The sequence below is a fragment of the Burkholderia sp. JKS000303 genome, from assembly GCF_002563755.1.
GTDB classification, from domain to species: domain Bacteria; phylum Pseudomonadota; class Gammaproteobacteria; order Burkholderiales; family Burkholderiaceae; genus Burkholderia; species Burkholderia anthina_B.
Window position 1 is genome coordinate 4,219,943 of sequence record NZ_PDBZ01000001.1, and the last position, 13,035, is coordinate 4,232,977.

General features: G+C 66.8%; 13 protein-coding genes. 5 read left to right on the forward strand and 8 right to left on the reverse strand.

Annotation, left to right across the window (positions count from 1 at the left end; all coding sequences use genetic code 11):
• Positions 1-133 precede the first annotated feature (133 nt).
• A complete protein-coding gene (gene pcaQ, locus BX604_RS19780) occupies positions 134-1,120 on the reverse strand; it encodes a pca operon transcription factor PcaQ (RefSeq protein ID WP_098552285.1) in 987 nt (328 codons plus the stop codon).
• Between the two features lie 78 nt (positions 1,121-1,198).
• Positions 1,199-1,936, reverse strand: a complete 738-nt coding sequence (locus tag BX604_RS19785) for a helix-turn-helix domain-containing protein (protein WP_098552286.1) — start codon at positions 1,934-1,936, stop codon at positions 1,199-1,201.
• A gap of 120 nt (positions 1,937-2,056) precedes the next feature.
• Here BX604_RS19785 and BX604_RS19790 point away from each other — a divergent pair, with 120 nt between their 5' ends.
• The 3 genes from BX604_RS19790 (at position 2,057) to pcaG (ending at position 4,206) form a co-directional block, all read left to right on the forward strand.
• Positions 2,057-2,617, forward strand: a complete 561-nt coding sequence (locus BX604_RS19790; RefSeq protein ID WP_098552287.1) for a YiiX/YebB-like N1pC/P60 family cysteine hydrolase — start codon at positions 2,057-2,059, stop codon at positions 2,615-2,617.
• A gap of 284 nt (positions 2,618-2,901) precedes the next feature.
• The gene (pcaH, locus tag BX604_RS19795) at positions 2,902-3,609 is read left to right on the forward strand and encodes a protocatechuate 3,4-dioxygenase subunit beta (RefSeq protein WP_098552288.1); all 708 of its coding nucleotides are present in this window, start codon (positions 2,902-2,904) and stop codon (positions 3,607-3,609) included.
• A gap of 3 nt (positions 3,610-3,612) precedes the next feature.
• Positions 3,613-4,206 (forward strand): protocatechuate 3,4-dioxygenase subunit alpha, encoded by a 594-nt coding sequence (pcaG, locus tag BX604_RS19800; RefSeq protein ID WP_096499042.1) that lies wholly within the window; start codon positions 3,613-3,615, stop codon positions 4,204-4,206.
• 464 nt (positions 4,207-4,670) lie between these two features.
• On the opposite strand, the gene BX604_RS19805 is transcribed toward pcaG, so the two are convergent.
• Entirely contained in the window at positions 4,671-5,450 is a 780-nt protein-coding gene (locus tag BX604_RS19805; RefSeq protein ID WP_098552289.1) for an AraC family transcriptional regulator, read from the reverse strand.
• 142 nt (positions 5,451-5,592) lie between these two features.
• Here BX604_RS19805 and BX604_RS19810 point away from each other — a divergent pair, with 142 nt between their 5' ends.
• Entirely contained in the window at positions 5,593-6,372 is a 780-nt protein-coding gene (locus BX604_RS19810) for an alpha/beta fold hydrolase (RefSeq protein ID WP_098552290.1), read from the forward strand.
• Positions 6,373-6,410: 38 nt separating this feature from the next.
• Here BX604_RS19810 and BX604_RS19815 read toward each other — a convergent pair whose 3' ends face one another.
• Genes BX604_RS19815 through gsiD form a run of 3 tightly spaced genes read right to left on the reverse strand, consistent with a single transcriptional unit; the run spans position 6,411 to position 9,219 of the window.
• Positions 6,411-7,238: a M55 family metallopeptidase gene (locus BX604_RS19815; protein WP_098552291.1), complete on the reverse strand. Its 828-nt coding sequence runs from the start codon at positions 7,236-7,238 to the stop codon at positions 6,411-6,413.
• Positions 7,235-8,326, reverse strand: coding sequence for a DmpA family aminopeptidase (locus BX604_RS19820; protein WP_098552292.1), 1,092 nt, complete (start codon positions 8,324-8,326; stop codon positions 7,235-7,237). The genes BX604_RS19815 and BX604_RS19820 overlap by 4 nt, the downstream gene beginning before the upstream one ends.
• Positions 8,326-9,219, reverse strand: a complete 894-nt coding sequence (gene gsiD, locus BX604_RS19825; protein WP_098552293.1) for a glutathione ABC transporter permease GsiD — start codon at positions 9,217-9,219, stop codon at positions 8,326-8,328. The genes BX604_RS19820 and gsiD overlap by 1 nt, the downstream gene beginning before the upstream one ends.
• 89 nt (positions 9,220-9,308) lie before the next feature.
• Between gsiD and BX604_RS19830 the strand changes: the two genes are divergently transcribed.
• Positions 9,309-10,361: an RNA-guided endonuclease InsQ/TnpB family protein gene (locus BX604_RS19830; RefSeq protein ID WP_098552294.1), complete on the forward strand. Its 1,053-nt coding sequence runs from the start codon at positions 9,309-9,311 to the stop codon at positions 10,359-10,361.
• Between the two features lie 24 nt (positions 10,362-10,385).
• Here BX604_RS19830 and gsiC read toward each other — a convergent pair whose 3' ends face one another.
• Both gsiC and gsiB read right to left on the reverse strand, forming a co-directional pair.
• Complete coding sequence (gene gsiC / locus BX604_RS19835; RefSeq protein WP_098552295.1) at positions 10,386-11,306, reverse strand: glutathione ABC transporter permease GsiC; 921 nt, start codon at positions 11,304-11,306, stop codon at positions 10,386-10,388.
• Positions 11,307-11,376: 70 nt separating this feature from the next.
• A complete protein-coding gene (gsiB, locus tag BX604_RS19840) occupies positions 11,377-12,939 on the reverse strand; it encodes a glutathione ABC transporter substrate-binding protein GsiB (protein ID WP_098552296.1) in 1,563 nt (520 codons plus the stop codon).
• Between the last annotated feature and the right edge of the window lie 96 nt (positions 12,940-13,035).

The following is a 13,035-nucleotide window of genomic DNA, read 5'->3' on the forward strand; positions in this document are numbered from 1 at the left end:
TCGTACCAAAAACGATACGGTATGCCAAGCACGACGCGGCCCGCTACTGACCGAATGGCCAGCAAAAAGCCGTGAGCAGCATGCTGCCGGCCCACGCGTGGCGGGCCGGCCCGGCGCCGGACATCACCGCGTCTCAACGCGCGCGGCGAGCCGGCTTGCGCACACCGCGCGGCGTGCGCGGCGCGCGCGCATCGCCGAACCGCGCCTGTGCGATTTCACGCACGGCGTCGATCAGCGTCCGCGCAACCGGCGACGGCTGTGCATCGGTGCGCAGCACGAGGCCGACCGGTTCGTCGGTCCCCGCGGCCGGCAACGCGAGACGCGCGAGCGCACCGGCCGTCAGGTCGTATTCCGCCGCATAGAGTGGCACGAACCAGACCGCATCGTTCTCGAGCGCGAGCGCGCGCGCGACCGACACCGACAGCACCTCGATGAACGAATCCAGCGGCGGCGCGCCGCACGCGCCGAGCAGTTGTTCGGCCGACTGCCGGATCAACGTACCGAACGGCGGCAGCACGACCGGATAGCGCGCGAGTTCGCCGGCCGGTGCGGCGCTGGCCAGCAGCGGATGCCCGGCGCGCACGACCGCGACGAGCGGCTCGTTGTACAGCTGCTCGAATGCGAGCCCGATCATCCGCTCCGGTTCCGACAGGCGCCCGATCGCGCATTCGAGCGCGCCCGCCTTCAGGCGCTCCAGTAACTCGGCATTCGCGGCCGTCGCGATCCGCACGACGATGCGCGGCCAGCGTGCGGCCAGCGCCTTCATCAGCGCGGGCGCGAGCGACGCGGCAACCGTCGGCAGCATGCCGATTTCCAGCGTCGCGGCGGCGGCCCCGCCCTCGCGCGACAGCAAGCCGACGCCCTGCCGCAGCGCCAGCACGCACGCGTTCGCATGCGGCATGAACAGTTGCGCCTCACGGGTCGGCTGCGCGCCGTGTCGCCCGCGCTCGAACAGCTTCACGCCGAGGATCGACTCGAGTTCGGCGATCGTCTTCGACACGGCCGGCTGCGTGATCGACAGGCTTTCGGCCGCCTTCTGCACGCCGCCCAGTTGCGCGACCGCGAGAAAGCACTGCAGGTGCCGGAATTTGACGCGGCCGTCGGCGATTCGGTTATTCATAACGGGCGGTTATACGGAGGTCGATGAAATGCCATTTTGCATAACTTTCCGGATAGTCCCAAGCATTCGGCGGCTACGTCAGGCAGGACGCCGCAACGCGTGAAAGCCGGTCGGCTCCCAGACCCGCTTCGCGATCAGCAGGGCCGTCCCGTGCTTTTGTCCGAGCGGCGCGGACGACGACTCCGCGTGCAGCGCCGCCGCCTTGCTGCTCAGCCGCCGCAGTTCCTGCTCCAGTTCCGCGGCAGCCGCCTCGGTCAGCATCCCCTGCGAGAACGTCATCGTCTCGCCCGGGCCATCGAAGCGGCTGCCGAGAAAATCGTCGAGCACGTGCGCATGGAAGTAGCGGCGGATCGGGCCGCCCGGCAACCAGTCGAAATCGCGCGCGACACGCACGCGAATCCGGTCGCCCGGCAGCAGCGCGATCACGTTCATCCGGTCGAGCATCAGCAGGTATTTCACGCACTCGGCCTGCGTCAAGCTATAGGCCGCCACGATGTCCTGCACGGTCCAGTAATTGATCGCGCAGACGGCGACGAGCAGCAGCTTCTCGTCCGACACGAGCAGCGCCTCCTGCGGCTCGGTCAGCACCCTCAGCCGCGGCGCGGACGCGGACGCCTCCTGCACGAGCTCGGCAAGCGTATAGCCGAGCAGTTGCGCGATCTCCGCGACGCGCTCCAGCGTAAAGCGGCCGCTCGCGAACAGCCGCTTCACGCTGGTTTCGGACACGTCCAGCGCACGCGCGACGTCGCGATAAGTCATTCCCTGCGCCTTCAACTGGCGCTTCAGCGTTTCGATGAGTTGGGCGGTTTCGGTCATGTTGGTATCGAAAAATGATGCTCAAGGTCGGATATTAGGCTACCGACCTATCCAGGCAAGCACTTTTGGATACTTGTCTGCATAATCCGCTCCGTCCTGTCACACAACGACGGAGCTGCAATGACCACCCGAACCGAAACCGCCGACTTGGCCCCGCATCACCCCGCCTCGCGCGATGCCCGCGACACCGATCGGATGCTGCCGCTCGCCACGGCACGCACGCTGGCCGCCGGCGCACACGTCGGCGACCTCGTGTTCATCCGCGTGGCCGGCTCGTCCCGCGATGCGGCAGGCAGCGCGGGCGCGTGGGCCAACCGGTTCGGGATCGTCGTCGATACGTCGGGTGACGAGCCGCTGATCGCCGAGCCCGCGTTTGCGCGAACGAAGCTCACGCCGCTGTCGCGCTTCGTCGCCCGCGCCGACGGCGCACGCATCGCACTGGCACGCCGGATCGCGGCACCGACCGTCGAAGCGCAACGCGACGTGCACGCGGCGGCCGAACAGCGGATCGACATGCTGCTTCGCCACCGCTTCACCCTGCTGTCGCCACGCGGGTTCTGCGCGAACTACGTGACCGACGTGCTCGGCGCCGGGCAGGCCGCGACACCGGCCGCGCTGCTGCGCAGCGGCACGCTGGCGCTCGAATTCGACGGGATCGTGTTCGATTCCGGCTGCCGGTAACGACGCAACACGGGCACGCTCGGGGAGACCGGATAACAACAATAACGACATATCAAAAAACAGCGACGGGCTGGCTGGAGGGCCGTGCACGGGGTCGTCACCGACGACGCGAAGCCCGATCGCTTTTTCCGCCGGACAGGCTTCCTGTCCGGCGGATTTTCATTGGCGCGGCCGAACATAACGAACGGTTATGCGATTCGCGAAAAAAGGTCATTTTGCATAACTTTCCGGATTGGCTAAAGTCCTGCCATCCACTTCGCGAAATACCTATCAGGAGACGCCCGATGGATTCCCCCACGATCCTCACGCCGCGCGACTGGCCGTCGCACCCCGCGTATGTCCACCCCGAGTACCGTTCGTCGGTGAAGCGCGGCCCGACCCGCCCGATGATCCCGCTGAAGGAAAAGCTGCGCGACCAGTACGCCCCCGTCTACGGTGCGGAAGATCTCGGCGCGCTCGACCACGACCTGACGAAGAACGCCGTGAAGAACGGCGAGCCGCTCGGCGAGCGCATGGTCGTCACGGGCCGCGTGCTCGACGAAGGCGGCAAGCCGGTGCGCAACACGCTGGTCGAGGTGTGGCAGGCGAACGCAGCCGGCCGCTACGTGCACAAGGTCGACCAGCACGACACACCGCTCGACCCGAACTTCCTCGGTGCAGGCCGCTGCCTGACCGACGACGAAGGCCGCTACCGCTTCCTGACGATCAAGCCCGGCGCGTATCCGTGGGGCAACCATCCGAACGCGTGGCGCCCGAATCACATCCACTTCTCGCTGTTCGGCGACTACTTCGGCTCGCGCCTCGTCACGCAGATGTACTTCCCCGGCGACCCGCTGCTCGCGTACGACCCGATCTTCCAGGGCACGCCCGAGGCCGCGCGCGATCGCCTCATCTCGCGCTTCTCGATGGACATCACCGAAGAAGGCTATGCGCTCGGCTACGAATTCGACATCGTGCTGCGCGGCCGCGACGCCACCCCGATGGAGCGCTGAACCATGACGACGCTGAAGCAAACCCCTTCGCAGACGGTCGGCCCGTACTTCGCTTACGGCCTGTGCCCGCAGCAATACGATTACGACCTGAAGAGCCTGTTCACGCCGACGATCGCCGCATCGCACGCCGAAGGCGAGCACGTGCTGCTGATCGGCCAGGTGTTCGACGGTGACGGCAACATCGTCGGCGACGCCGTGCTCGAATTCACGCAGGTGGACAGCGCGGGCCGCTACCCGGCATCGCGCGACGACATCGCGAAGTCCGGCTTCACGGGCTTCGCGCGCGTCGGCACGGGCACCGATCCGCAGCAGCGTTTCGTCGTCGAGACGGTGAAGCCGGGCCGCATCGCCGCGGACGAAGCACCGCACATCAACGTGACCGTGATGATGCGCGGGATCCTGACGCACGCGTTCACCCGCGTGTATTTCGACGACGAAGCCGCGGCGAACGCGGCCGATCCGGTGCTGAACGAGGTGCCGGCCGAGCGCCGCGCGACGCTCGTCGCCAAGCGCGATGCGCAGCCGGGCCGCCCCGTCGTGTACCGCTTCGACATCCGCATGCAGGGCCCCGAAGAAACCGTGTTCTTCGACGTGTAACGCTCGAACCGGCACGCAACCGCACGCGCCGGCGCAGGCCGGCCTTGCATCGAACCGCCGCGTGGCGCGATACCGACTGGCATCGCATCATGCGGCGGTTTTTCGTTGGACGGCGCCATCATTCGATGCTGCGTCGCGACATGCCCGATCGCGGCTGTCGCAGCCTTCCGTTGACACCTTCTGCCCCCGATCTCGAACAGGCGATTCAAACGCATGCTGCGACAGCACATCAATTGTGCAGCGCACACGATATCGTTTGCGCGTTACGCGGCGTATGCTTGGCTATCTGCAACACACCAACGGAATTGAATCGAAACAGGCAACAATCCCCCGAGCAATGCGCGACACGCCAGCAGGCTGTTCGCGCATTTTTTCTGACCGAGTGCCTTTAAGCGCGTCTGACCGAATCCGGCAGGCGCGTTTTTTTCGCGCGCGGAAAAGTCGCGCCATCGCCGCCGCTCCGGCTACCGGCGAATCTCCAGATACCGGCTCGGCGTATCGCCCAGGATGCGCCGAAACGCGGACGTAAACGCGCTCGCGCTCGCATAGCCGAGATCGAATGCGACGCGCGTCACCGGCTGCCCGTCGCTCAGGCGGGTAATCGCCGCGAGCATGCACACCTGTTGACGCCACGCGGCGAAACTCACGCCGGTCTGCGCACGAAACAGCCGTGTGAAGGTGCGCCGGCTAACGCCCGCATCGGCCGCCACCTTGTCGAGATCGGCCGCGATCGACGGCGACGCCAGCAGATGGCGGCAGACCTTCGCGAGACGTGCATCGGCCGGCAGCGGCGCATGCAGCGACAGGCGCGGCATCGTCGCGATTTCCGCGACCAGCAGCGCCATCAGCTTGCCGGCCCGGCCGTCGACGTCGTACATCGCCGGCAGGTCGATCGCGTCGTCGATCAGCTGGCGCAACAGCGCCGATACGCCATATACGCCGCACTGCTCGGGCAGCCCCGCCTCCAGCGCGGCCTCGCCGGACACGAACGTGTTGAGCATCGTGACCGGCCCGGTCATCGTCATTTCGTGCCGCACGCCGGCCGGCACCCAGCACGCGCGCTGCGGCGGTACCAGCCAGCGCCCGTGCGGCGTCGACACGCTGATCGTGCCGCGCGACGCGAACGCGAATTGCCCGCGCCCGTGCGCGTGCTCGGGAAACGTTGTTCCCGCCGCATAGTCGTTGGCGGTCACCACCACGCTCCGGGGAATCTGTTCGTAGGGATCTAGCAGCGTATTTCTCACGGCCCGAATTCCATCATCATTGACCCGATATCGAAGGCGGGCCGCTTTCGCCCGATCTACGATTCGCTCCACCCTTGCGCGACCTGACGGCCGCAAGACCCGTCGGCCAGATCGGCCGCATGACCACTGCATCGGAGCGAACATGCCGAATACGTTTCATCGCGTGGGGGAAGGCCCCCACCCTGTTCTTGTCCTGCCCGGCTGGTTCGGCGACGCCCACGCGTTCGAACCCGTCGAAGCATGGCTGTCGCGCGAGCACTTCAGCTATGTCTTCATGGACTACCGAGGTTACGGCCGCATGCGCGACGCAGCGGGCCATTACACGATCGACGAGATCGCCGCCGACGCGCTCGCGCTGGCCGACGCGCTCGACTTCGCGACCTTCAGCCTCGTCGGCCACTCGATGGGCGCGATGGCGACCGAGAAAGTCGCCGTCATGGCCCCCGAGCGCGTGCGCGCGCTGGTGCAGATCACGCCCGTGCCTTCCGGCGGCCTGCCGTTCGACGCGGAGAAACGCGCGCTATTCGAGCGTGCCGCCAGCCACGTCGCCGATCGACGGACCATTATCGATCGCAGCACCGGCGGCCGGCTACCCGCCGCCTGGGTCGAGTGGAAAGCCGCGTATTCGGCAGCCCGCTCGTCGCCGCCGGCGTTCGGCGCGTACTTCCGTGCGTGGGCCGATACGGATTTCAGCGACGAGATCGCGGGCGCCCATCCGGTGAAGGTACTGATCGGCGAGCACGATGCGGCGTTCGACGCGGCGCTGATGGCCCGCACCTACCTGCGGCGCTATCCGCTCGCCACCGTCGACGTACTGCGCAATGCGGGCCACTATCCGATGAACGAGACGCCGCTCGCGCTGGCCGCGGCGATCGAAGCGTTCCTGCTCGCGGCGACGGCAAGCCCTGTCGCCCGGCACTGACGACGCGCGGCGCGCAGGCAGCATGGCGGCGGCCCGCATCAGCGCAGCATGAACGACATCGCCGACAGGCTGTTCAGCGTGCGCACCACATGTTCGACCGAAGGCCCGTCGAAGCGCAACGTCACCGCATCGGTCCGTTCGATCGACGGCAGCACGCAGAACAGGTCGGCGAGCGCGGCCGTCTGCACGCGCAGCGTGCACATGGCCGGCGCGGGCCGATGCGCGCCGGCGCGCCGGCCGGCCGACAGCGCGTGCGCGACCGTTTCGCGTGCGGCGGTCGCGATGCGCACGCACGACGCGGCCGGCGTGAGCGTATCGCCGCTCGATGCGCCGCCGGCCGTCTTGACCGTCTCGAAACGCGCGTCCGGAAACAGCGGCTGCGTTTCCTCGGCGAACACGTCGTCGCCCGACGCCAGCGCGACGTGCGCACCGTATTCGCGGGCCAGCGCGCCATACAGCCCGGCTTCGCCGAGCTCGACGCCGTTCAGCCACACCTGCGTGAACGCGAAGCTGTTGATCGTATGCGCGAGCACGCCGCGCGTCTGCGATTTCGCGTGAAAGCCGATCATGAATACGAGGTCGGGCTGCTGTTCGAGGCCGGCCATCATCCCGAGCGGGCGCGGCTTGCCAAGCACGACGCGCGCGCGGGCATCGAGCCCGTCGGGCAGCAGGTTGCGGAAGCCGCCGTGCGAGTCGTTGACCCACACGGCCTGCGCGCCGCCCGCGAACGCGCCTTCGATCGCCGCGTTCGCCTCGGCGGTCATCCAGCGCCGTGCGCGTTCGTATTCCGGATTGCCGGCACGCGTCTGCTCGGCGGCGAACACGCCGGCGACGCCTTCGATGTCGGTCGAGATCAGGATTTTCATGACTGGGTCGAACGTCCTTCGTTGCTTGCGTTGCCTTCGTTGAACAGGCGCTCGAGATCGGGCACCGCGTCGCGCAGCGATTGCCGCACGTGACCGTCGCGCCCGGCAACGGTCACGGCCTGCAGCAGCGCGTCGGCGATCGCATGCTCGACGCTTTCGGCCGCGGCCATGAACAGCGGATCGAGCGCCGCGTCGGCCACGAGGGCCGGCAGCGCGACGGTCGATGCATCGTGCGCGACGGTGTACGCGGTCGAGAATGCCAGTGCGATATCGCCGCTGCCGTGTCCGTAGACCGAACCGGTGCGGGCCAGTCCCGCGCCCGCGCGGCGTGCGAGCCGCGACAGCTGCCGCGCATCGAGCGGCGCATCGGTCGCGAGCAGCAGGATGATCGAGCCTTGCTCGGGCGGTGCTGCATGCGCAGCCGCCTCGGCGCGTCGTTGCGCAACGATGCGCCCGACCGGCACGCCGCCGAGCATGAGCATCGGCAGCCGGCCGAAATTCGCGAGCACGAGCGCGCCGACCGTGTACGGCCGACCGGCCGCGACGGCCACGCGCGATGCCGAGCCGATCCCGCCCTTCAGGTCGAAACACGACATCCCGCGCCCGGCGCCCACCGCACCGCGCGCGAAATCGCGCGCGGCCGTGCGGCACGCATCGTCGTAATGCGCGGCCGTCACCGCGAACGCCTGGATGTCGTTCAGATACCCGTCGTTGCACTCGAACACGAGCGGATTGACCGTCGACCAGTCGCGGCCGATCTGCGGATTCGCGGCGATGGCCGCGCGAATCTGTGCGTGCGCAACGGTGCCGACGCCGAACGTGTTGGTCAGCGCGATCGGCGTGTCGAGCGTGCCGAGTTCGTCGACCTGCACGAGCCCGACGCTCTTGCCGAAACCGTTGATCACGGCCGCGCCGGCCGGCACCTTGCTGCGATACAGGTCGCCCGGATGCGGCTTCACGACGGTGACGCCCGTCTGCACGCCGCCCGCGTCGAGCGTGGCATGGCCGACGCTCACGCCCGGCACGTCGGCGATCGTGCCGCGCGGCCCGGCCGGCAACGTCTGTGTCCACATCGAAACCGCGCCCATCAGCGACGCTCCAGCTTCGGATCGAGCGCGTCGCGCAGCCCGTCGCCGAGCAGGTTGAACGCGAGCACCGTCAGGAAGATCGCGAGACTCGGGAAGATCGCGATGTGCGGCGCGGTCACCATGTCCGCGCGCGCCTCGTTGAGCATCGCGCCCCACTCCGGCATCGGCGGCTGCGCGCCGAGCCCGAGGAACGACAGGCTCGCGGCCGTGATGATCGACGTGCCGATCCGCATCGTGAAGTAGACGACGACCGACGACACCGTGCCCGGCAGGATGTGCCGCATGATGATCGTCCAGTCGGACGCGCCGATGCTGCGCGCGGCCTCGACGTAGGTCATGTGCTTGAGCATCAGCGTGTTGCCGCGCACGAGCCGCGCGAACGCCGGGATGCTGAAGATCGCGACCGCGCAGATCACGTTGACCATCCCGTTGCCGAGGATCGCGACCACGCCGATCGCGAGCAGGATCCCCGGGAATGCGAACAGCACGTCGGCCACGCGCATCGTGATGCGGTCCCACCAGCCTTCGTAGTAGCCTGCGAGCAGCCCGAAGAACGTGCCGATGAGCGCGCCGAGCGCGACCGAGAAGAACCCGGCCGCGAGCGAGATGCGCGTGCCGGCGATGATCCGGCTGAAGATGTCGCGGCCGAGCGAATCGACGCCGAACCAGTGCACGGCCGACGGCCCCGCGTTCAGTGCGTCGTAGTCGAAGTAGTTTTCCGGATCGAACGGCACGATGTGCGGGCCGACGAACGCCAGGACGACGAGCGCGAGCACGAAGCCGGCCGCGACCAGCGCGACGGTCTGCTTGCGGAACTTGCGCCAGAATTCGCGCCACGGCGTGCGGATCGCCGCCGATGCGGCCGGCGCCGCGGGCTGGACAGTCGCGTTCATCAGTAGCTCCGAGAAACCCCGCCATTGATGGCGGGAAGGAAAGGAACGCAGTTGACAGGCAGCTTCTTCCACGAGTTAGGATCACCTGCATGATCCTTGTCTACCGCTACCGCGTGAAGTCGCTCAACGGACTGCTCAACCAGCAGAGCCGTGCGGTGAACTACGTCTGGAACTTCTGCAATGACACGCAGAAGCACGCGCTCAAGTGGAGCAAGAAGTGGCCGACGGGTTTCGACTTGAACGTGCTGACGACGGGGAGCAGCAAGGCGCTCGGCATCCACTCCGGCACGATCAACGCGACGTGCGAGCAATACGCGAAGTCGCGCAGCCAACACCGACGCTCTTACCTGCGCTATCGCGGCAGGAAATCGCTGGGCTGGGTGCCACTTAAGGGCCGCGACCTGAAGCGTGAAGGCAACGCATTCCGTTTCGCCGGCAACGCCTTCCGCGTGTTCAATAGCCGGCCGCTTCCTGACGGTAAGATCAAGGACGGAACCAACTTTGCGCAGGATGCGCGTGGCAATTGGTTCTTGAACATCGTGATCGAGGTGCCCGATGTTCAAGCTCGCCCGATCCGTTCCGGTGTCGGCATCGATCTCGGCCTGAAAGACTTCGCCACACTTTCGACGGGCGAGAAGTTGCCCAATGATCGGTTCGGCCGGCAAGCGGCGGAAAAGCTGGCGAAAGCGCAGCGAGCACGCAAGCACAAGCGGCATATCGCGAAGCTGCACGCGAAGGTGGCGAACGCCCGAGCAGATTTCCAGCACAAGCTCGCGCTCGATCTGGTGCGGCGCTTCGATTACATCGCGGTCGGCAACGTGTCGGCCGCCAAACTCGCCAGAACCAGGATGGCGAAGAGCGTCTACGACGCATCCTGGTCGTCCTTCCGAAACAAGCTCCGCTACAAGGCGATGGCGCACGGAGCCACGTTCGAGGAAGTGGACGAAAGCGGTTCTACCCAGTCCTGTTCGTCGTGCGGCTCGAAAGACAGCACGACGCGGCCGAGAGGTATCGCGGGACTGCGAATAAGAGAGTGGGCCTGCAGTGGCTGTCGTGTCGTGCATGATCGTGATACCAATGCTGCGTTGAACATTCTCCGATGCGGACGTGCATCGCCAGGTGTGGGAATCGCCCGCTTTTAGTCGGGCGAGGACGTCAAGCGGGCCTCACTTGAACCGGATGGTCGGGTTGATGACCGCATACAGCACGTCGACGGTCAGGTTGATCAGGATGAACTCGAGCGAGAACAGCAGCACGATCGCCTGGATCACCGGGTAGTCGCGCATCGTCACCGAGTCGACCAGCAGGCGCCCGAGCCCCGGCCAGTTGAACACGACCTCGACGACGATCGAGCCGCCGAGCAGGAAGCCGAACTGCAGCCCCATCATCGTGACGACCGGGATCATCGCGTTGCGCAGGCAGTGCTTGAGCACGACCATCGGCTCGCGCACGCCCTTCGCACGCGCGGTGCGCACGAAGTCCTCGTTGAGCACCTCGACGAACGACGCGCGCGTGAAGCGCGCCATCACGGCCGCGACCGCCGCGCCGAGCGTCAGCGACGGCAGCACGTAGCTCTTCCACGTGCCGTCCGGCACGACCGGCAGCCAGCCGAGCTTCACCGAGAAGATTTCCATCAGCAGCATGCCGAGCGCGAACGCGGGAAACGAGATGCCCGACACCGCGATCGTCATCCCGACGCGGTCGGGCCAGCGGTTGCGCCACACCGCCGACGCGATCCCGATCGCCATCCCGAACAGCGTCGCCCACACCATGCTGACGAGCGTGAGCAGCAGCGTCGGCATGAAGCGCTCGCCGATCTCGGTCGACACCGGCCGCTTGCTGCGCGTCGACATCCCGAAATCACCGTGCGCGATCTTCACGAAGAAGTTCGCGAACTGCGCGGGCAGCGGCCGGTCGAGCCCGAGATCGGCACGCACCAGCGCGACCGTCGCATCGTCGGCTTCGGGGCCGGCCGCGAGCCGCGCCGGGTCGCCCGGCAGCAGGTGCACGAACAGGAACACCAGCACCGCGACGATCGCGAGCGTGGGCAGCAGGCCGAACAGGCGTTTGGCGAGAAAATTCAGCATGGGGCAGCACCGGTCGAATCAGCGTGCCGGCAGCTTGCGCCGCCGGCACGGCATGGCGGGCGAATCGCCGTCATTTCAGCGAGATTTCGTCGAAGTTGAACGAGCCGTCCGGCATCACATACGCGCCCTGCAAACGCTTGCTGCGCGCATAGACGATCTTCTCCTGCACGAGGAAGATCCACGGCGCGTCGGTCCAGATCTGCTTCTGCGCGTCGGCATACAGCTCGGTCTTCTTCGCGCGGTCGACCGTCTCGAGTGCCTTCGCGAGATCGCCGTCCACCGCGTCGTTCTTGTAGTACGCGGTGTTGACGAGCTTCGGCGGCGCCGATGCGCTCGCGAGCAGCGGTGTGATCGCCCAGTTCGCTTCGCCCGTCGACGACGACCAGCCGATGTAGTACATCCGCACCGGCGCCTTCGCCGGATCCGGCGCGCTCTCGACCTTCGCGACGCGCTCGCCGGCTTCCAGCGCCTGCACCTGCACCTTCACGCCGACCTGCGCGAGTTGCTGCTGCACGAACTGGATCGCCTTCTGCGACGTCGAGTTGTTATACGCGGACCACAGCGTCGTCTCGAAGCCGTTCGGATAGCCGGCCTCCTTCAGCAGCGCGCGCGCCTTCGCCGGGTCGTACGGCCACGGGCCGAGCTTGGTCGCATAGTCGACGCCCTGCGGCACCACGCCGGTGGCCGGCGTCGCGAAACCGGAGAACGCCACCTTCGCGAGCGCTTCCTTGTTCACCGCATAGTTCAGCGCCTGGCGCACCTTCGGGTTGTCGAACGGCTTTTGCAGCGTGTTCAGCGACACGTAGCGCTGCACGATCGACGGCCGCTCGATGACGTCGACCTTCGCGTTGCCCTTCAGGTCGGCCGCCTGCTCGAACGGAATGCGGAACGCGAAATCGGCTTCGCCCGTCTTCATCAGCGCCGCGCGCGTGTTGTTGTCGACCACCGGCTTCCAGTCGATCGCGTCGATCTTCGGATAGCCCTTCTTCCAGTAGCCGGCGAACTTCTTCACCTTCAGGTCGTCGGTCTGCTTCCATTCGACGAACTCGAACGGCCCGGTGCCGACCGGATGCAGCGCGATGTCGCGCCCCCACTTCTTCAGCGCGGCCGGCGAGATCATCACGGCCGACGGGTGCGCGAGCGTGTTGATGAGCGCCGAGAACGGTTCGCGCAGCGTGATCTTCACCGTGTACGGATCGACCACTTCGGTCTTCTCGATCACGCGGAACATGTTGTAGCGCTTCAGGTGGTTCGCCGGATCGGTCACGCGGTCGAAGTTCGCCTTCACGGCCGCCGCGTTGAAGTCGGTGCCATCGTGGAATTTCACGCCCTGGCGCAGCTTGATCGTGTAGGTCTTCGCGTCGGGGCTGGCCTCGTAGCTCGTCGCGAGCACGTTGACGAGCTTCATGTCCTTGTCGAAGCCGAACAGCCCCTGGTAGAACGATTTGACGACGGCCTGCGACACCGTGTCGTTCGCGTCGTACGGGTCCATCGTCGTGAACGTCGAATCCACTGCCATCACCGCGGTCTGCTGCGCGAACGCCGGCAGTGCGACCGTCAGCGCGATCGCGCCGGCGAGCGCGGCGAAGCATGCGCGCGGACGAAACATCGGGAACGGATGCTGCTTGTTCATTTTGCTGGGCTCCTGTTGGATCGGTGACGCCTCACGGGCGTTTCGGTTTCGGTTTCGACTGCGTACTGCATGGCGCGCGCTCCTTGCCGAAGCGTC

Bases quoted from the DNA above. Each gene is read 5' to 3' on its own strand.
- gsiC (WP_098552295.1), bottom strand. From the start codon at position 11,306: ATGCTGAATTTTCTCGCCAAACGCCTGTTCGGCCTGCTGCCCACGCTC.
- BX604_RS19790 (WP_098552287.1), top strand. From the start codon at position 2,057: ATGACCACCCGAACCGAAACCGCCGACTTGGCCCCGCATCACCCCGCC.
- pcaH (WP_098552288.1), top strand. From the start codon at position 2,902: ATGGATTCCCCCACGATCCTCACGCCGCGCGACTGGCCGTCGCACCCC.
- pcaG (WP_096499042.1), top strand. From the start codon at position 3,613: ATGACGACGCTGAAGCAAACCCCTTCGCAGACGGTCGGCCCGTACTTC.
- BX604_RS19810 (WP_098552290.1), top strand. From the start codon at position 5,593: ATGCCGAATACGTTTCATCGCGTGGGGGAAGGCCCCCACCCTGTTCTT.
- gsiB (WP_098552296.1), bottom strand. From the start codon at position 12,939: ATGAACAAGCAGCATCCGTTCCCGATGTTTCGTCCGCGCGCATGCTTC.
- BX604_RS19785 (WP_098552286.1), bottom strand. From the start codon at position 1,936: ATGACCGAAACCGCCCAACTCATCGAAACGCTGAAGCGCCAGTTGAAG.
- BX604_RS19830 (WP_098552294.1), top strand. From the start codon at position 9,309: ATGATCCTTGTCTACCGCTACCGCGTGAAGTCGCTCAACGGACTGCTC.
- BX604_RS19815 (WP_098552291.1), bottom strand. From the start codon at position 7,238: ATGAAAATCCTGATCTCGACCGACATCGAAGGCGTCGCCGGCGTGTTC.
- BX604_RS19820 (WP_098552292.1), bottom strand. From the start codon at position 8,326: ATGGGCGCGGTTTCGATGTGGACACAGACGTTGCCGGCCGGGCCGCGC.
- pcaQ (WP_098552285.1), bottom strand. From the start codon at position 1,120: ATGAATAACCGAATCGCCGACGGCCGCGTCAAATTCCGGCACCTGCAG.
- gsiD (WP_098552293.1), bottom strand. From the start codon at position 9,219: ATGAACGCGACTGTCCAGCCCGCGGCGCCGGCCGCATCGGCGGCGATC.